Raw genomic sequence first — 18,756 nt, 5'->3', positions numbered from 1 at the left:
CCCATGATCCCATTGCTCCGACGTTCCCGGATACTGCTCGCGCTCCTGCTGTTTTTCGCTATCTGGCCGCTTCGTACCTGGGCGTCGGGCTGGGTCGCCAGTGTGGATGAGCGCAACGGCCTGCCCACGCTGATGCGCGGTGGCAGCCCGGCGGTTACCACGACATTTTCGTTCTTCGGGAGGAGCTGGGACTGGACGTATCTGCAAACCGAATTCAAGACCAACGGACCTTATCGGTACACCCTCGCGGGTAAAAACACCGCGCTGGATTTCGACTTGAATGCGCAGATTCAGAAGCAAGACCCGCAATCGTTGACCTGGAAGTTTGCCCTGGATGCTCGCAGCATGAAGTCGGACTTGTCCGGTGGAGGCATCGTCTTCAACTTCGACCCGTCACTGTTCGCGGGAGAAATGGGCCCGCCCACTTTGCTGCCCGACAACCGCGGCTGGTCCTGGGGCAATGCGCAAGGGCGACGCATCGACATGCGCTTCGAGCCCGCGCTGGCAGGCGTGTACTTTGAACCGGGCGATAAATCGGAGGTGCGTGCCTTTTTCTACAAGAACACGATCAAACCTGGCCGCCAGGAGTTCACCGCCACCTTGAGCGTTTCCGGCGATGTGGCGATCGGCCCCACCAGTAGCGAGCGCTTCGGACTGACGGACCCCAAGAGCTGGCCCACTGACAAGCTCGACTGGAAAACCTCGCCGGTCGATCTGTCCTTTCTCAATGCCGAGGAAAAACCTGCCGGCAAGCGCGGATTCGTCAAAGCCTCCGGCGAGCAATTGCTATTCGCGGACAACACCCCGGCGCGCTTCTGGGGTACCAACCTGTCGGCCTATACGCTGTTCGGCACGCCAGACGATGCCATCAAGCAGCAGGCCAAACGGCTGTCGGCACTGGGTTTCAATCTCGTGCGATTGCATCACCATGACTCGCCGTGGGTGCTCCCGAACATCTTTGGCGACAGCCGGGTCACGCGCAGCACCCAGGAACTGAGCCCGCAGTCGCTGAAAAAAATCGACTGGTGGATCAAGTGCCTGAAAGACGAAGGCATTTATGTGTGGCTCGATATGCACGTCCAGCGAGCTCTTTTGGAAAAGGACAACATTTACGGCTTCGATGAATTGCCGAAAGAAGAGCAGAACTTTGCCTATCTCAAGGGCTATGCCTATGTGAATCTCACCATTCAGAAAGCCATGAAGCGCTTTACCGAAGACTACCTGACCCATGTGAACCCCTACACCGGCCTGGCCTACAAAGACGACCCGGCGGTCGCCGCCGTACTGATCACCAACGAAAACGACCTCACCCACCACTTTGGCAACGCACTGTTGCCAGACAAGAACGTGCCGAAGCACAACAGCGTCTACATGGCAGAGGCCAAAGCCTTTGCCAACCAGCACAATCTCTCCGCAGACCAGACCTGGCGCTCCTGGGAGCCTGGTCCCTCCAAGCTGTTCCTGAACGACCTGGAACGACGTTTCAACGTCGATATGATCGAGCACCTGCGTGGCCTGGGCGTGAAAGTCCCCATCGCCACGACCAGCACCTGGGGCGGTAACAGCCTCAATTCCCTGCCCGCCCTTACCGTCGGCGACGTCATCGACGTCCACAGCTACGGAGGCGCTGGACAGATAGAAAAAAACCCACTGTACAGCGACGGCATCGTGAACTGGATCGCCTCCGGCCAGGTCGCGGGCAAACCCTTGACCGTCACCGAGTGGAACAACGAGCCCTTCCCGACGCCAGACCGTCACTCGCTGCCACTCTATATCGCGGGCACCGCCAGCCACCAAGGCTGGGATGCACTGATGCAATATGCCTACAGCCAGGAGCCACTGGGGGGCGAAGGGATGAGCGCCAGCAACTGGCACGCCTATAACGACCCCGCAATGCTGGCCACCCTGCCCGCCGCCGCCTTGCTGTATCGCCGCGCAGACGTTCGCGAAGCAACAACGACCTATGTCTTTGCGCCGACGCCAGGCACCCTGTTCAACCAGATGATCACACCGGCCAACTCTGCTCTACTGCGCACTGCCATGGAGAAAGGCAAGCTGGAAATCGCGATGCCGCCGACACCGGAATTGCCCTGGTTGCAACAGAGCGTTATCCCGAGCAATGCGCAGGTGTTTCATGACCCCGGGCAGTCGCTGCTGGACGCCAATGCCAACGAATCCACGACCGACACGGGTGAACTCAAGCGCAACTGGAAACAAGGTGTCTACACCATCAACACGCCGCGCACCCAGGCCGCTACCGGCTGGATCGGCGGCGAGTCGATCAGCCTGGGCAACATTCAGGTTCAAGTGAAGACCCTCAACGCCAGCGTGGTGGTGCAAAGTCTGGATGAAGCACCTTTGGGTCGGTCGCAGAATTTGATGATTTCCCTGGGCGCTCGGGCCATCCCCCAAGACAACGACAAAACACCTTTTTACGTTGAGCCCCTCGAGGGCACGCTGACCCTCCAGGCGCCGCAGGGTTTGACACTGTTCACCCAAGGCATCATGGGGCAAATGAAGAAGCTGCCCGCGACCTATGCCGATGGTCACTACAAGATCAACTTCGACGGCTTGCAGGCGTCAAACTGGTTGTTTTTGAGAAAGGGCGACGCGAAGTCAAACCCTGTGAACACAGCCGCATCCCCCTCCTCTACCCGCCAATAACCGGCCAGTCGACCTGGGTTGAACAACGCCTTGCGGCGTTGTTCAATCGGGACTGCTCAAAGGCTGTCAAAGTCAAACGATGGAACATAGCCTGCGCCGAGCAGATGTGGACATTGAGACGGTATGAACTCATCACTTAACAAATCTTCCGAGCCTTTATACTTATCCGTAAAAACACCCGTGATATTTAAAAGAGTATGTGGAAAGGAAGATACGCTGACCTTCTGACTCTCCCTGTCCTTCAGTTTTGAAAGCTTCAGGGATTGCTCACTTGTAATGTTGGGCGATGCCCAGATAAATGCCGACACCGAGAGATCATGTTTATTACCAATCCCATGTCCCAACAACCCTTGACTGTCATCCATCATGTTCTCACCATGATCCGACGCATAAAACAGAACAGCCGCTTTCCCGCTTGACTCCAACGCACCAATAAATGCATTCAACAGCCAGTCCGTGTACAGGATAGTATTGTCATACTCGGCGGTAATTTTATCCTTCATGCTGTTTGTTGCAGGCTTGAACTGGTCGAAGCTTGCCGGGTATCGACGTGAATACTCGAAATGGCTCCCCTTGATATGAATAAATATGGCTTTCTTTTCCGTGTCTTTTTTCTGCAGTATTTTTTCATACTCCGAAATCAATGCGCCGTCGTAACTCCTCTCAAAATATTGACGGTATTGAGCCTCTGCAGCGATGTTCGGAATGATTCCGCCAAAACTATCCACTTCCTGTGCAGACAACCAATACGTCATGTACCCGGCTGCACGATAGATACCCACCAATGATTTGGTCGACGCAATAGTGTCCCAATCCGATATGGGGTCAAGACTCAGGATTGAAGGAACCGCGTAGGACGTATAGGGGGCTGTCGTACACATTTTTTTGAATTTGAAAATCCCTGTCTGTTTGTCGAGATAGGGGGTCGTTTGCTTGTCATAGCCATAGAGCGACCAGCTGTGCGGCCGTGATGACTCACCAATCACGAACACCACGGTGTCAATATTCGACTGATCCGATTGGCTGGTGATGTTCACTTCATGTTCTCGACGTCGCTGGATAAATCTCTCCGAGTTCGAATACAAGTCTGCAGTCAGCCCCATTTGCGACAAATAACCTATGGGTATGCTTTGATCTTTTGCCAGGAGATCCATGACCGCAGATTTTCCGAAAGAATTCATTTTGACGGTTTTATAAAAATACGCACCATACCCCAGCAGCAAGGCGCTAAAAACCAAAAGAAAAATGCCGTTATTCCTGTACAACTTGCGCTTGTACAGCCCCGCCAATCCCACCCCGTAAAACACTATGAAAATCAGCAGAGCAATACTGATGGACCGCCAATAGGTCGGCAGAAAATCGCTCGCCTCCTTGTAATTGGTCAACCCAACAAACACGTAAGCCGCTGTCAATCTCGAGTTGAAATTCAAAACCAGAAAAAGATCAACAGTCGCGACCAAATAAAACGGCAGCAGAATGACGTGGACCCTGAATTGATTGGACGAAACAAACCGAATAGCCAAAAGCCATAACACCGACATGGCAATCGTGTAGACAACCAGCAAATCAATTTTCGAATATCGATAACTCGTGATTAATTTAATGATCAGCGGTGACAGCAAAAAGGCCCACAGCACCAGATTCGGCCATTCGGCCTTTAACACCTTTAATGAGCATTCGGCAATTTTTTGGGGTTTTTTCATTTTATAATTATTCTCGTGGAATGCTCACTTGCCGCCCCAAGGGGATGTAATAAACGCCCTCGGATCCCATGCCCCGCAGCAGTCGCTCGCCTGCCCAGGCTGAACGATTGCAAGAAATCAATCAACAACTCAACAACAGGTGCGTACTCAATGACACAAAACGTACTATAGTCGCCTTTAGCCATTTCCATTCGCCGTCGCTCATAAAACCAGGCATTGGGCCAGTTGTTTTTGAGCAAGGCGTCACAGGGCAAAGCAAGGCCAAACCCTGTCAATGCAACTCAACGGCTAAATTACTTAACATGATGCTCAATTGAAACGCGCTGACGTTCCAATCTGTGCTTGCATTGAAATAGTTTCCAGGAGTTCGGAGATCAGGATGAAATTTTTGGTGGTGGGTGGCGCGGGCTATATCGGCTCACACATGGTCAAGCAACTTCTGGCCGCGGGCCACGATCTGGTGGTGGCCGACAACTTCTCAACGGGCCACCGCAGCGCATTGACGGGCGGGGAACTGGTTGAACTGGACATCGCTGATGTGCAGGCGCTGGAGGCTCTGTTTGCGACGCACCGTTTCGATGCCGTGTTCCACTTCGCTTCCTTTATACAGGTGGGCGAATCCGTCACTGAACCTGCCAAGTATTATCAGAATAACTTCGCCGCCACGCTGACACTGCTGCAAGCCATGGTCCGTGCCGGGGTCAAACATTTCATTTTCTCCTCGACCGCCGCCGTATATGGCAACCCGGTGTACGTACCCATTGACGAAGAACACCCCAAGGCCGCGATCAACCCGTACGGGCGCAGCAAGTGGATGGTGGAGCAGACGCTTGAAGATTTCGACCGTGCATACGGTCTCAAGTCGGTCTGCCTGCGCTACTTCAACGCCGCCGGGGCAGATCCTGAAGGACAGTTGGGTGAACGCCATGAACCGGAAACCCATCTGCTGCCCCTGATCCTGCAAGCCGCCTCGGGCCGGCGCACATCGATCACCGTCTATGGCCGTGATTACGACACCCCTGACGGCACGTGCATTCGCGACTATGTCCACGTTACCGATCTCGTCGCCGCTCACGCACTGGCCGTGAATTACCTTCTGGAGGGGGGCGCCAGCACCGCGTTCAACCTCGGCAACGGTCTGGGTTTCTCGGTGCAACAAGTGATTGACACCGCGCGCCGGGTGACCGGCCAGGATATCTGCGTCAACGATGCACCACGCCGTGCCGGCGATCCACCACGTCTTGTGGCCGATCCGGGACTGGCCAATACCCTGCTGGGCTGGACACCGAGATTTGCCGCGCTTGAGCAGATTGTGACGCACGCCTGGAACTGGGAGCGCAAGCATCCCTGGCATTGAAAGCAGGCGCTGACGTAAAACGCCGAGCGCCTGAAGGTGAGCGCTAGTAGTAAGAGCGGTTTTGGGGTTCGGCTTTGTTCAGCACCGTGCCAATCAGATTGGCGTTTGCCAGATGATGCAGGCTTTCCTCGATCTCTTTCTTGCTGTTCATCCCGTTGGCGACCACGAGCAAAACGCAATCGAATTTCGGCAAGACCGTAATCACGTCGTCCGAACTCAACACCGGCGGCAAGTCGAAAATCACGATACGTGAGTTGTAGCGATCGCGAAGATCGCTGATCAAATGGCTCACGGCGGGCGATGACAGCACCTCAGTGGACAGCGGAATCGGCTCTCGTGTCGGCAGGACCACAAAACGCGGCAAGGTCGGGTTGACCAGCACGTCCTGCAGTTCGGCTTCATCGGCGAGCAACTCATTGAGCGATTTTTCCATCGGAAGGCCGAGGCAGGCACCCACCTTCGGACGCCGCAAATCGAAGTCGACCAGCAACGCTGTCTTGGTGGTGTGGTGGGCGATGCTCATCGCCAGGTTGATCGCCAACACCGTTTTGCCTGAATCCGGGGTCGGGGAAGTGATGGCAAGCGTGCGCCAGCCGTTTTCTTCCATGGCTTTCAACACCTGCGTGCGCAGCAAATCGAAAGCCCCGCCCATGCTCGAATTCTTGTTGTAGGCCACGATGCGATTGCGCTCAAGGTGGTCTGCCCTCAAGGGGACAACCTTGGTTTGCACGTAGCTGAGGGCATTGAGCGTTGCGGAATGCCCAGTCGATGTGGTCACGAGACTCGATGACGCCGGTTGCTCGGTTTTATCGCCCGTGGGCTTGATTATTTCCATGGCTATATTCCTTATTCAAATCGCGCCAGAGCCTTAAACACCAGCAGGTCCAGAGGCATGTAGAAAAAATGCAAAAGGACCAGAAGGCATGCGATCAACACAAATCCACAGAGGATGAGCAGTGTTCGCAATCGCTTGCTGCGCTCAAGTTCTGCCTTGGTGTGAATGTAGGGAATAGTGCCCAGAACGCGTCGACCCAGCACACTGGTCAGGGCTTCAACACCGCGTACACGCTGATTCAACATCTCCAGCAGCATCACCAGCGCACCAGCGCCCACCGGGGCGAGCACAAAGCCCATGGCAACGACTTTCTTGCGGTTGGGCCGCACGGGTTTCTCGGGCATCAACGGCGCCTCAAGAAGCACAAAACGCTCGGCCTTGTTTTCCTGCTCCAGGCTTTCGGAAATCTTCGCCCCCATTTCCTTGGTGCGAATTTCCTCGTACTTCTTGCGAGCGTTGTCATGGTCGCGCATCAACGTGACCAGGCCGCGCTCGACTTGCGGCGTCTCCAGAATCTGCGCCTCGTAGGCGTCTATCTTGCTAAGGAGTTCACGCTTCTGGTCGGCCAGCGACTTGATGCGCGCTTCCGAAGCGGCGACCCGGGCCTGAGCCTTGGCCACCTCCAGGCTGACGGAGCTCACTGCATTCGCCCCCGGCCCCTGAGCGGCCTCGAGTGCGGCTATCTTGCGCTTGACGGCGCGCACATCGGGGTGCGCTTCGGTATAGAGCGACAGCAATCTTGTGTACTCAGCCTTGAGACTGCCCAGATCCTGCGGCTTGTCAGCTTCCGCACCCGTTGCGCCCGGCTTGCTCACGACACCGGCGCTGGCCGCGGAAACTTCCAATTCGTTGAAGCGCAACTCCTCGCGGGCAGCCTTGTAGTCACGGTCGATTTCCTTGAGCTCGGTTTCGGCGCGCGACAGCATATTCATGCGCAATTCCTGATGCTCGGGCAGCGCGTTACTGTGCGCCTGCTTGAAATCCGCCAGACGGTTCTCCAGGGTTTCCAGTTCAACCCTGAGCTTGTCCGCTTCCTGTGTCAGGAACTCCGTCGTTTCACTGGCTCGCTCGGTGCGCTGCTTGATGTTTTCATCCAGAAACAGCGTGACCAGCTCCTTGGCAACCTTGTTCGCGATTTCTGGCTGCTTGTGCTCAAAGCCCAGGCGGAAAGCGATGGTCACCTCCCCGCGCCCCTTCACGGCCGCACTGACCAAGGAAACGCTAATTGCATTGCGCATCTCTTCGATCTTTTCGGTAACGCTCAAGCGCCGGCTTTCCGAGGAAAAAAGATTGTATTTATCGATGATCCCTTCCAGGTGCTCGCGGGTCATCACGCGCTGGCGAATGACTTCGATGCGCTCGTCGGCAAAGGTATTGTTATTCGCCGCCACCAGATCGGGGGAAATCTGCTGAGACTCGACCAGAATCGTGCCGGATGACTGATAGACAGGGGGGATGTACATCGCGACCAACACGCTCACGGCAAAAATCACCGCGATACTCACGACCACCAGCACCGCTCGGTGCTTGAGTATTGCTATGTAGTCGTTGACCGACATTTCGTATTCAGAGGCCATAAATACTCACACAGCTGGGTTTCAGAGTTCGGGATAACTATAGGTCAAAGTCAACCCGACGACGTTGGCGGTGGCATCCGGCAAGCCATCTTGCAGGCGTTGTTTGTAGGTGTAGGATAGGCGCGCAACCCAAAAAGGCGAGAGCTCTCGACTGGCCCAGACATTAAAGTTGCGCAGGGTGCTCGGCGATTGCCCTTTGGTTTTTTGCCACGAGGTATCAATGCCGGCCCGGCTGAGTTCGTCGATGGAGTAGCTCCACGTACCCCGCAGATTATTCGACTCGACGAAACCACCATTGCCGTTGGCGATCGTGCTGCGACTGGCGTCGAGGGTCGTGTCAAAACGCTCACCGGCATAGTGCAGGTTGAACCCGCCCTGACCGGTGGGGCCGCTGTTACTGCCCGAAACCTGGTTGGCCCCCACATACGCCGAGACCTCGAGCTGCTCGGAGATCTTGTAGTTAAAACCGGTCGTTGGCGTATAGCTGTTTGAGGAGGCCACCCCGGAACCCGATTTGGGCTCATAGCGCCGCGCGGAAAAACGCGTGAAGAGCTCGACGCGTTCACTCCAGGTGTAATTCCAGCTCAATTGGTTCGAAAGTTCATCGTAAGGGGTCAGCGAACCAATATCGTAATCGACGTTCGTGTATTCAACCTCGTCGATCAGCGAGCTTCTCTCCGTGACCGCGGTACGCCAGTTGCCGCCCAGCGTCGATTGTTTCTGCGTGCCATCGGTCGCAATCACGCCGGTTTCCTGAACCGCGCTGGAGAGGGTCGAGCTCTCGACATAACTCGCCGTCAGCCCGTAAGCACCCTTTTCGGTATCTCGCTGCCAGCCCAGCAACAGTTTCGGGTCTTCACGATTACGAACGATGGATGTGTCAGAGGAGCGAACGACGTTCAATCCAAGACCGATGCGCAACTCATCAAGATCAGACGTTCCGACGAGGCTGAAATCGGGGGCGATGATCGTGCGGGTCACGGCCTTTTTGGCGTCGTCCCCGAGAAGTACCGGATTGCTGTCGTACTCGACGGTCGAAGGCAATGCGATTGACGATTGCCAGGTGGCGGCATAGGCCACCCCCGAATACGGCAACATGAGAATGGCTGTGGCAGCCCCGGTGGTTCGTAGCATAAGAAAGCTTAACCCCAATACGTCGCGCAAGGTCAAGGCACGACCAACGTATCGCCGGCCTGGAGTTCATAGTTGGTGGACATGTCACGCCCGGATATCAGATCGCTGTAATGAACAGGGAGCACCTGCTTGTTCCGCACGACCTTGATGCCATCTTTGTCGGCAAATTTGTCGAGCCCGCCCGCCATACTCAGAACTTGCAGTACCGCCGTCGGCCCCGCCAACTGCACCGACCCGGGTTTCATCACCTTACCCTGGGCGTAGACGAGATTGCCTTTGGGATCACGCACGACCACGCTTACGTTCGGGTCGGGTATGAACTCTTCAAGCTTTTTCGCAATCAGTTTTTCGACAGCCGATGTATCAAGCCCGGCTACTGCGACTCGCCCCACCAGCGGGAAGTTGATGCTGCCATCGGGAAGTACGTGCACCTCCTCCTTGAGCGTGTCTTCTCGCCAAACGGAAACAAAAACGACGTCCCCTGGATTGAGAAGGTAAGCCGCGTTATTTTCGCTGGCAGTGGTAATGCCTGACCAGACAGACAGCGCACAGAGCGCAGGTAACAGTAAACGCAACATCGGGATCCCTCCGCCTAAGTAGCCTTGCCAGGAGTTTCACACAAAAGCGGAGTCAAATCACGCTCTTCCCTCTCTTGTCCAAAAAAACACAAGAGAGCAATCGGATCGAGCTTATCGGCGGATAATTTCATCTGACACTACCTCAGACAGCGAAATTTTTTTTATTAAACAACAACTTAGAACAAAACAAATCAGCCCGCACCAACTTCGTCAATTTTATTGCGTTATAGTCGACAGCCATTTTTACTTAGCAAAAATGGCAACCCACCCACACCATCGCCCCCCCTGCACTTTATTCTGCACAACTAACCCGCATCACGTTCAACTAATCAAACGCCATTTAAATTCAGTAAATCAACTTTAACTAAATCCCCATCAAACCTCTGCATCCTGGCCGACCGAACTTACACTTTCCGTCGATTCGCAACCATGATGAAACCAAATAGCGCGGAAGAAAATAACCAGGCGACCGCCGATAGCGGTACCGCCTTCGGCTGATCAGAAACACCGGTCAAACCCGTGTCCTGGCTAGTCAAGTTTACCGCGACCCGGTCGCTGGCACTCGCCGTCATTAAACCGTCGCAAGATGAAACGTTGACACTTTCCGTCGAGCCGGAATGATGAGTGACACTGCTGAATTTAGCCGATTGAGTGCCATCGAAATAGACATCGGTCACCAATGAAGGCACACCAAGGCCGTTTCCGAAAGTAAGTAATTCGCTAGCGGAAGCCTCTTCGGGACCCGCACCGACTTGCGACCTTAATGAATCGCAAGCGTTACTCATGCGATTATATTCATTGACAAAAGTGGTCGCCTGCGCATTAAAAACCGCCGCACCATTAACGAGCATCAGAGCCAAAACGGATTTAATGACAAGTGTCGGACGCATAGGAGAGCCTCCCTGCACAGAAGTGATTCTTTTTTTGGATGGAGGTGTTTTTCTTCGGCTTAAATTGAGCGTATAAGCACATAGCCAGTACGTCAATAGCTCGTCACGATAATAAATATAAATAAAAACCGACGGAGAATGGCGTCAAATAATCGACAGAACAAACGGCTCCGACGCCAGGCAAATGAACTGTTTGCCCGGCGATCGCCGCGCCTGGAGCATTCATCAGCAACAAGAAGCGCTCTCAAATAACTTTATTGTTATCTTCTCGAAAGTTAGCGATGGTTTCGAAAACAAACATCAAGATTTCCGTAGGTTACATGAGAAGCGATAACGCTCAAGTCGCCACAAAAAGTTGCCTTTACCCCTCACTACGGCCTGTAGAAACCCCACTGTTCGATGCCGTCTCCCGCCTGTCAAAGCCTGTTACGTTCGTCGGCTGAGTGGGCGGCGGAAAACCGACGCGGAGCTCCTGGCCTCGTTCATATACCTGATGCCAACTTCAGCTGACGGTACGCCTCCACCAGTTGATCGAGGGTGAACGCGAGATTTCGGCCACTGGGATTGGGCAGAACCCAGACCGCGGCATTGCCGAAGGTCTTGGGTTGGCGCCCCCAGGCAACGTCTCGCTGGCCCGATAATGCGCAATACGCCGCCTTACCGAGAAACGCCACGAATCGGGGCGCATAGCGCGTGATTTTCTGCTCGAAGGCCGCAGCGGCCGCAGTGAACTCATGGAAGGACAGCTGATCGGCACGCGCCGTTGGCCGTTCCACCACCGCCGTCAAACCACATTGGTACTGCAGGATCGTCCGGTCGTTTTCCGCACGCACCTCCTGCGGCGTGAAACCGGCAAGATGGAGTGTGCGCCAGAAGCGATTGCCGCGACCCGCAAAATGATGCCCTTGGGCCGCAGCCGTCACGCCTGGATTGATCCCGCAGAAAATCACGGCAAGGTGTTCGGCCAGAATATCTTCAAGTCCTTCACCCACCGCAGATCACGCTGACCGCATTGCGTGCCAGTTCCGTCAACTCCTCGCGGGATTTGCCCGCCCGGGCACGAATCGAAATGCTGTGCAGAAGGGACGCCGCGAGAACGGCAAGGGCTCCGGTGTCGACATCGCTTTTCAATTCGCCGCGATCAATGGCCACCCGCAGACGCGCTTCCAGATCCGCATCGAGCCTGCTGAGACGATCGGAGAGAACGTCGCGTATTTCCGGGTCCTCCACCGCCTCGGTTGTCGCCGTGCCGATTGCGAAGCAGCCACGGGGCTGGCCCTCGCCCGAAAAGTAAATCGACAACTGCCCCTCATAAAACCGCGTCAGCGCCTCGCGCAAGGTCAGTGCGGGGTCCGTCAACGCTTCGTGCATGGACGCCACGGCGAACTCCCAATACTGCTCAAGCGCCTTGATGTACAGCGAGTGTTTGTCGCCGAACGCCGCATAGAGGCTTGGGCGATTCATGCCTGCCGCAGTGGCGATGCTGTCGAGCGAAGCGCCGGAATAACCGGTGCTCCAGAACACACCAAGCGCTTGCTGCAGCGCTGTCTGCGGGTCATAGGCGCGAGGCCGGCCCCGGCCTTTGCCCTCTGGAACTTTATTTTGTGCCATGTCGTACAAAATCCTTGAATGAAGGTGAATGCAGGGATATTCTTACACCATCGCACAAAATTAAGGAACCAAAAGTTCCTAGGCGTCAGGTTTGTTGAAGCGAAGCTCGAACCGGGTATTGCGGCGACGAAACAGCGGCAGCGGAGCCACCCTCCCCACTGCCCACCGGTTGGCTTTCTCACGGCAATTATTAACGTCAGGGCCGCAGGCGATTTTTGCAGCTGTTAGCCCGACTTCCCGGTTAAAGGTGCATTCGATCATGACTAAACAGTTCGACATCCCGGCTTCCCAAGCCATTGAACACCCAGGACCGGCCAAAAAGCCGCTCAAGGAAAAACTGCGCCCATGGCTTATGTTCGGCGTGCCCGCCCTCTTCGCGGTGGTGGGTTACACCCATTACATGGCCGGCCAGCCTTTCGTTTCGACCGACAACGCCTACGCCCGAGTGGCAAAAGCTTCGATCAACGCACGGGTTTCCGGGCAAGTGATCACTATCGCGGTCGAGGACAATCAGCAGGTTCATAAAGGCCAGGTTCTGTTTCAGATAGATCCCAAGCCATTCCAGATCGCGGTCAACCGTGCCGAAGCCCAGTTAAGTGTGGCGCGGCTGCGCATCGACGGGCTCAAGGCCAGCTACCGGCAGCAGCAAGCTGAATTGCAATCGGCCAAAGAGTCGGCCGAATTCGATCAGCGCGAATTTGCCCGGAAAAAAGCGCTGGTCGCGTCCGAGTTCGTTTCACGGGCCATTTATGAGCGCGCCGATACCGACGTCAAAGTCTCACGGCAACGCATTGCCTCGATCGAACAACAGATCGCCAGCACCGTGGTCGCCTTGAACGGCAACCCGAATATCGAAGTCGACAGTCATCCCAGCGTTCGCGAAGCCAAGGCGCAGCTCGACGAAGCGCAGTTGTATCTCTCCTACGCCACGGTGTATGCGCCGGATGACGGCATCGTGGCCAAGGTCGACGACCTGCAGGTCGGCAACTACGTGAACAACGGTGCGCCAGCGTTTGCACTGATATCCGATCACGAGATCTGGGTGGAAGCCAACTTCCGCGAAACGGAAGTCACCCATATGCGCCCCGGCCAGGAAGCGACCATACGCATCGACACCTACCCTGATCACCTGTTCAAGGCCCATGTCACCAGCATGAGCCCTGGCGCCGGATCGGACTTCGCCCTGCTGCCACCGGAAAATGCCACCGGCAACTGGGTCAAGGTTGTCCAGCGGGTGCCGGTTCGTCTCGAACTGGACGAAGTGAACCCCGACCTGCCGCTGTATTCCGGCACCAGCGCCACGGTCAAGGTCGACACGGGCCACAGCACGCCATGGTGGCAGCCGCTTAAAGCACTGTTGACCGCAGGTAACTCCTGATGAACGCCAACGCGATTGCAACCCCGCAGGACGGTGGTGCGCGCTCGCTCAGGTTCGCCGCGCTGCTGGCGACCTACATGCAGTCCGCCAACCTGCCCTTGCCGAACTCGGCACTGCGGTTTATCCAGGGCAGCCTGTCGATGACCGACGACCAGGCCGGGTGGATATTCACCGCGTACCTCGGTGCCAGCGCCATCACCCTGCCGCTTGCGCAGTGGCTTGCCGGGCGTTTTGGCGTGAAGCTCGTGTATCAGGCCGCGCTTGTCTTGTTCATCGTCGGCTTGTGGCTCGCCACGGCTGCAACGACGCCACTGGAATTCGTCGGCGCGCGGATTGTTCAGGGCATTGCCAGCGGCGTGTTGGGGCCGCTCTCCATGGGGATTTCCCTGGAGACGTTGCCAGCGGCGCGGCGGCCGAAATTTGGCGCGGTGTTCACCGCCGTTGTGCTCCTGGGCATTGCCACCGGCCCGACTGTCGGCGGTTGGCTCAGCGACGGTTACGGCTGGCGTTCGATGTTCTACGCCAGCATTCCGCTGTCGGTGTTCATCTTTCTGGTGGTGGCACTGCTGCTGGCGGAAAAAAAGGCCGAGACAAAACCGCCCTATGACTTCTTCGGCTTCGGCACCTTCACCCTGAGCATGATCGGCCTGCAAATGCTCCTCGACCGGGGTGAGCGACTGGACTGGTTTGCCTCGACCGAGATCTGGATCGAAGCGATCGCTTTTGTGCTGGGGATGTACCTGTTTGTCGTGCACGTCCTGACGACCAAAGTGCATTTCATCAACAAGAGCCTGCTCAGGGATCGCAACTTCGTGCTGTCGACGGTGATCTTTTTCGCCCTTGGCTTCGTGCTGTTGTCGACCATGGCGCTGACCTCGCCAATGCTGGACGAAATACTCGGCTATCCGCCCGTCACCACAGGCCTGATGACGCTGCCGCGCGGTGCGGGGCTTGTCGGGTCGTTCATCCTGATGAGCCGTTATTCCGACCGATACGACCAACGCCTGTTCGTGGCGGCGGGCATTGCACTGGTGGCGTATGCCAACTGGATGATGCTCGGTTATTCGCCGTTGATGGACTGGTCGCCGGTGGCAATTGCCGGGGCCCTCCAGGGGATCGGCCTGGGCATCCTGATGCCGTCGATCAGCAAAGTGGCGTTCAACACCCTCGACCCCAAGTTACGTCCGGAAGGCACCGGTTTCTTCAATCTGATGCGCGCTTATGGCAGCACCCTGGGCGTTGCGGTCGTGCAGTTGTACTTCTTCAACAATACCCAGGCGATGCACATGGCGCTGGCCAGCAACCTGACGCCTTATCGCGCCGCTGCGCATTCGCTGGTGTCGGCCCCCTTGCCGGCGCTGGCGGGGCTCAACGAAATGATCACCGGCCAGGCCGCGTTCATCGCCGTGCTCGACCAGTTCAAGATTTTGATGGTGGTGATGCTGGTGGTGAGTCCGCTGGTTGTCTTTCTTCGTAAACCCGTTTCGACCAACTAGTTTTCGTGGAGTGTGCCAAATGAAATCCCGTCATCTGTTCCCGACGAAAATCAGTGCGCTGTCGACCCTGATCTTCCTGTCCGCCTGCACCGTTGGCCCTGACTTCAAATCCCCCGACCCCAGCACCTCGCAGCACTATGACCAACAGGCCGAACAGCGTCTTGGCCAGGGCCGCAACAAGCCCGGTGAACAGCGCATCGAACTGGGCAAAAAGGTCGGCGGTGAGTGGTGGTCAGCCTTTCGCTCGCCAAAACTCGATCAGGTGGTGCGCCGAGCCATCGACGGCAATCTTGAACTGGTAGCCGCCGACGCAACGATCCGCCAGGCCGCCTCCTCTGTCGCCGCGGCGGAGGGCGCCCTGTATCCGCAAGTCGATTTCGGTGCCCAGGCGGGCCGCGCACGGACGCACAATGCCAAGGACCCTTCGATCTCCAACTTCTATGCGATTGGTCCGCGGGTGGGTTTCGACCTTGACGTGTTCGGCGGTAACAAGCGCCAGGTCGAAGAACAGCAAGCCTTCACCGATCTACAGAAGCATCGCTACGAAGCGGCGTACCTGACCCTGACCGGCGATGTCGCCAGCCAGGCATTGCTGGTGGCCTCGGCCAACGCGCAGATGCGTGCCGTCGAGAAGCTGCTGGCCAACGACACCAAGAACCTCGAACTGGTGCGCATGGCCCACGCCAATGGCAGCACCACACAGATCGATGTGTCGCTGGCCGAAACCCGGCTCGCTCAAGACCGCACGCTGTTGCCCCCCCTCGCCCAGCAACGCGATTCGGCACGCCATGCGCTGTCGGTCCTGACCGGCAAAGGCCCCGCTGACTGGATAGCGCCGGACTTCGATCTTGCCGAGTTCGCCTTGCCGTCCAACGTGCCCGTCAGTTTGCCCTCGGAAATGGCCCACGACCGGCCGGACATCCTGCAAGCCGAGGCGGAGCTGCACATAGCCAATGCCGCCGTTGGCGTCGCGACCGCCAACCTCTATCCCCATGTCACGCTGTCCGCCACGCTTGCCCAGGCCGCTTCGGGCAACGGCGGCGCAGCGCTCTGGGGCTTCGCCGCGGGCATCGCCGGGCCGATCTTCGATGGCGGCACGCTCAAGGCTGAACGCCAGGCGGCCATCGACGGCTACAAGGCAACGCTGGCCGGCTACCAACAGACCGTCATCACGTCGTTCGGCCAGGTCGCGGACACCTTGCAGGCCATCAACCACGACGCCGAGGAAAACCTCGCCCAGGAAGATGCACTGCGGGCAGCCGAGACCAGTTTCCGCCTGAACCAGCAAGCCTACGCACAAGGCGAGAACAGCATCCTCCAGGTACTGGAAGCGGAGCGTGCCTATGAACAGGCGCTGCTGGGACAGATCCGGGTGAAGACCGCGCAATACCTCGACACCGTGCGTTTGTTTGTTGCGCTCGGCGGTAACTCCGTCGGCGTCTTCGAGCAACGACTGGCCTCTCGCGACGAACGAAAACCTTCATACCAGTAGCGCCGCCGCGCATTCACGAACACTGACACGAGTGGTCACTTGCCCATGCGGGCGTGGCCCCAGGCACTGGAGTAGAGACATGTCTTACGAACCCATTTTCGATGCACTTCGCGAAACCCGGTTTCCCCTGATCAACGGCTCCGGCGACATACCGGCCGTTGGCTTCGGTACGTTGTTCAAGGATCTGAGCGTGACCACCCAGGCGATCACACACGCACTGGAAACAGGCTTTCGCCATTTCGATTGCGCTGAACGTTATCGAAATGAAGACAGGGTCGGCGAGGCATTCAAAGCGTTTCTGGAGACAGGCAAGGCCCGGCGCGAAGACCTGTTCATCACCACCAAGCTATGGAACACCAACCATCGCCCGGAGCGGGTGTTGCCCGCGTTCGAGGCGAGCTGCCGGCGCCTGCAAGTCGACTACATCGACTGCTACCTCATCCATACGCCCTTTGCCTTCCAGCCCGGCGACGACCAGGACCCACGAGACGCATTCGGGCATGTCATCTACGACGGCGGCGTGACCCTGATAGAGACCTGGCGGGCAATGGAGCGCCTGGTGGATGAAGGCCGGTGCAAGTCCATTGGTTTGTCCGATATCACCCTGCAAGCCTTAAAAGAGATCGTCGCCCAGGCGCGGATCAAACCCGCCGTGGTGCAGGTCGAGTCCCACCCTTATCTGCCCGAATGGGAACTGCTCGAATTCTGTCAGGCCCACGGAATCATCGTTCTGGCGTTTGCGCCACTGGGCCATGGCATGGAGCCGAACGTGCTGGAAGACGAGGTCATTACCGGCATTGCCCGGCGTCTGCAAAAGAGCCCGGCGCAAGTCGCACTGGCCTGGTCGGTACAGCGCGGCGTCGCTTTTCTGACCACCTCTGCAACACTGAGCCATATTCGCGAGAACTTTGATATTGCGACCCTGCCCCATCGGGCCATGCATGAAATCCGTCAGGATATTACGACGCGGATACGCTTCAATTCGGTGGTGGAAACCGGCGTACCGGGATTCATCCCGCGCAAGAAGTAACACGCGACGAGGGGCGGCCCGGTGCCGGGCCGCCCTTTTTTACGTTTCGGTGAGGTGAAAACGATGGATGTTCTCCAGACCATGCGCTTCTTCACGGCGGTCGCCCAGAGCGGCAGCTTTACGGCGGCGGCGCTGCTGTTGGACACCACCACGACTAACGTTTCCAAAGCGGTTTCCAGCCTGGAGGCCAGGCTGAACACGCGCCTGATCAACCGCACGACCCGCCGCCTGGCGTTGACCGAAGCCGGGACACGCTATTTGCAGCGCTGCGAGAAAATCCTCGAAGAGATCCGTGAAGCCGAAGAGGAAGCCGGCATCGCGCAAGTCGATCCCAAGGGCAGGCTGAAAATTCACGCGATGTCAGCCATTGGCAATCATTACGTGATCGACGCGATCGCCCGGTACCGGGAAATTCATCCCTCGGTATTGTTCGATCTGACACTGACCAATCGGCTGCCGGACATGATTGAAGAAGGCTATGACATGTCGATTGTGCTGGCGCGGGAGCTGCCCGATTCGGGGTTTGTCGCTCAGCGGCTTGGCACGACCTACAGCATTCTCTGCGCGTCGCCGGCCTACCTGAACAAACGCGGAACGCCCGACTCGCCGGGTGCGCTTCATGCTCATGATTGTCTGAGAATCGTCAACACGGTCATGCCGGTTGAAAACTGGGTATTCGAGGGGCCCGAAGGCATGGAGACGATTAATACGCCCGAGTCGTCCTTTCACGTCAACACCGCCGATGCCATGACTGTCGCCCTCACCACCGGAATGGGTATCGGTGTTCAGCCTATAGCCTCCGCCGTCGCCGGACTCAGGGCAGGCACGCTGGTGCGCGTACTGTCGGACTATCACTTTGAAGCGTTGAGTCTGTTTGCCATATACCCGTCACGAAAATACGTGGACGCGAAAATAAAGACCTGGGTGGAGTTTCTTAAAAACCACATCCCCGACTTGTTGGCAGCCGATGAAAAAATCGCCAGCCAATCAGAACATCGGTTTGGCTAGTGC

15 protein-coding genes are annotated in these 18,756 nt (G+C 57.0%); 7 read left to right on the top strand and 8 right to left on the bottom strand.

Annotated features, from left to right (window positions below):
* Positions 1-3 precede the first annotated feature (3 nt).
* Positions 4-2,664: a glycosyl hydrolase family 5 gene (locus ACX3YD_RS11070; RefSeq protein WP_458959941.1), complete on the top strand. Its 2,661-nt coding sequence runs from the start codon at positions 4-6 to the stop codon at positions 2,662-2,664.
* A 56-nt stretch (positions 2,665-2,720) separates the two neighbouring features.
* Here ACX3YD_RS11070 and ACX3YD_RS11065 read toward each other — a convergent pair whose 3' ends face one another.
* Positions 2,721-4,367: a phosphoethanolamine transferase gene (locus ACX3YD_RS11065; RefSeq protein WP_458959940.1), complete on the bottom strand. Its 1,647-nt coding sequence runs from the start codon at positions 4,365-4,367 to the stop codon at positions 2,721-2,723.
* Between the two features lie 379 nt (positions 4,368-4,746).
* Between ACX3YD_RS11065 and galE the strand changes: the two genes are divergently transcribed.
* A complete protein-coding gene (gene galE, locus ACX3YD_RS11060; RefSeq protein ID WP_458959939.1) occupies positions 4,747-5,724 on the top strand; it encodes a UDP-glucose 4-epimerase GalE in 978 nt (325 codons plus the stop codon).
* A 43-nt stretch (positions 5,725-5,767) separates the two neighbouring features.
* On the opposite strand, the gene ACX3YD_RS11055 is transcribed toward galE, so the two are convergent.
* The 7 genes from ACX3YD_RS11055 to ACX3YD_RS11025 form a co-directional block, all read right to left on the bottom strand.
* Positions 5,768-6,559, bottom strand: coding sequence for a CpsD/CapB family tyrosine-protein kinase (locus ACX3YD_RS11055; protein ID WP_458959938.1), 792 nt, complete (start codon positions 6,557-6,559; stop codon positions 5,768-5,770).
* Between the two features lie 11 nt (positions 6,560-6,570).
* Entirely contained in the window at positions 6,571-8,136 is a 1,566-nt protein-coding gene (locus tag ACX3YD_RS11050) for a GumC family protein (protein WP_103405029.1), read from the bottom strand.
* 21 nt (positions 8,137-8,157) lie between these two features.
* Entirely contained in the window at positions 8,158-9,270 is a 1,113-nt protein-coding gene (locus ACX3YD_RS11045; RefSeq protein WP_103405030.1) for a porin family protein, read from the bottom strand.
* A 32-nt stretch (positions 9,271-9,302) separates the two neighbouring features.
* A complete protein-coding gene (locus ACX3YD_RS11040; protein WP_047530453.1) occupies positions 9,303-9,848 on the bottom strand; it encodes a polysaccharide biosynthesis/export family protein in 546 nt (181 codons plus the stop codon).
* Between the two features lie 404 nt (positions 9,849-10,252).
* Complete coding sequence (locus ACX3YD_RS11035) at positions 10,253-10,738, bottom strand: hypothetical protein (protein WP_458959937.1); 486 nt, start codon at positions 10,736-10,738, stop codon at positions 10,253-10,255.
* A gap of 482 nt (positions 10,739-11,220) precedes the next feature.
* A complete protein-coding gene (gene mug, locus ACX3YD_RS11030) occupies positions 11,221-11,730 on the bottom strand; it encodes a G/U mismatch-specific DNA glycosylase (protein ID WP_458959936.1) in 510 nt (169 codons plus the stop codon).
* Positions 11,723-12,349 carry a TetR/AcrR family transcriptional regulator gene (locus tag ACX3YD_RS11025; RefSeq protein WP_103405407.1) on the bottom strand — a complete coding sequence of 209 codons (627 nt, stop codon included), beginning with the start codon at positions 12,347-12,349 and terminating at the stop codon, positions 11,723-11,725. Before ACX3YD_RS11025 ends, mug begins: the two co-directional genes overlap by 8 nt.
* Before the next feature lie 259 nt (positions 12,350-12,608).
* On the opposite strand from ACX3YD_RS11025, the gene ACX3YD_RS11020 reads away from it, so the two are divergent.
* The 5 genes from ACX3YD_RS11020 to ACX3YD_RS11000 all read left to right on the top strand — a co-directional run bounded on the left by ACX3YD_RS11020 (position 12,609) and on the right by ACX3YD_RS11000 (position 18,753).
* Positions 12,609-13,727, top strand: coding sequence for an HlyD family secretion protein (locus tag ACX3YD_RS11020; protein WP_103405408.1), 1,119 nt, complete (start codon positions 12,609-12,611; stop codon positions 13,725-13,727).
* Positions 13,727-15,223 (top strand): DHA2 family efflux MFS transporter permease subunit, encoded by a 1,497-nt coding sequence (locus ACX3YD_RS11015; protein ID WP_458959935.1) that lies wholly within the window; start codon positions 13,727-13,729, stop codon positions 15,221-15,223. The genes ACX3YD_RS11020 and ACX3YD_RS11015 overlap by 1 nt, the downstream gene beginning before the upstream one ends.
* Before the next feature lie 19 nt (positions 15,224-15,242).
* Positions 15,243-16,715, top strand: coding sequence for an efflux transporter outer membrane subunit (locus tag ACX3YD_RS11010; RefSeq protein WP_458959934.1), 1,473 nt, complete (start codon positions 15,243-15,245; stop codon positions 16,713-16,715).
* Between the two features lie 79 nt (positions 16,716-16,794).
* A complete protein-coding gene (locus tag ACX3YD_RS11005; protein WP_458959933.1) occupies positions 16,795-17,745 on the top strand; it encodes an aldo/keto reductase in 951 nt (316 codons plus the stop codon).
* 63 nt (positions 17,746-17,808) lie between these two features.
* The gene (locus ACX3YD_RS11000) at positions 17,809-18,753 is read left to right on the top strand and encodes a LysR family transcriptional regulator (RefSeq protein WP_458959932.1); all 945 of its coding nucleotides are present in this window, start codon (positions 17,809-17,811) and stop codon (positions 18,751-18,753) included.
* Positions 18,754-18,756: the final 3 nt, after the last annotated feature.

This window comes from Pseudomonas fluorescens group sp. PF-1 (assembly GCF_054481335.1).
The sequence above is the reverse complement of the archived record's forward strand: the minus strand, read 5'-3'. Positions and strand labels throughout refer to the sequence as shown.